Genomic DNA, 586 nt, shown 5'->3' with positions numbered 1-586 from the left:
TTGCCAATATCTTCAATAGCGACATATTTTCCTTTTAAAGCCGCCGATACATATACCCAATAATAGGACTTCCATCTTATAGCTCCACTCTTAGTTACTTTAAGAATTTTATACTTAGAATCATAGTCAAAATTTGGTATTTTTTCTGGGAACGGTCTGTTAGAAAAATCATGAATTTTAGCTGGTGTTTTCATGTCCAATGCTTCATGAGGTCTAATGTTATTATATTGTTTTACAAAGTGATTTAATCGCCTTTGTTGAGCTTTTAAATCATAAGCAGAAGGCTTAGCACAAGCAGCCTTTAAATCACGATGCATACGTTCATGTCTACCATTTTGTTGTGGCTGTCCAGGATCAGAAAAAACAGGTGTGATTCCCAGTTCAATAAACCAATAAGAAAGCTGAGTAAATCTTTGAATAGCCCTCACCGAACCAAAAGGACTTCCATTATCGGTGTGGAGTTGCTTAGGGATTCCATATATTCTAAAAACCCTTTTAAACTCAGCCTTTGCGGATTTTAGGTTTTCTTTATAATGCCCTTTAGCAGTAAACAAAAATCGGCTTTTAGAGTCAGCAATGGTTAGCG

Annotated in this window: 1 protein-coding gene; it reads right to left on the bottom strand. The window is 35.8% G+C overall.

The features are described 5' to 3' along the window. Positions 1-586 (bottom strand): integrase core domain-containing protein (locus ABD816_RS22240; RefSeq protein WP_344931124.1); only part of this gene is annotated, 586 nt, incomplete at both ends.

It is taken from the genome of Aquimarina addita (assembly GCF_039539305.1).
Classification (GTDB): domain Bacteria; phylum Bacteroidota; class Bacteroidia; order Flavobacteriales; family Flavobacteriaceae; genus Aquimarina; species Aquimarina addita.
The sequence above is the reverse complement of the archived record's forward strand: the minus strand, read 5'-3'. Positions and strand labels throughout refer to the sequence as shown.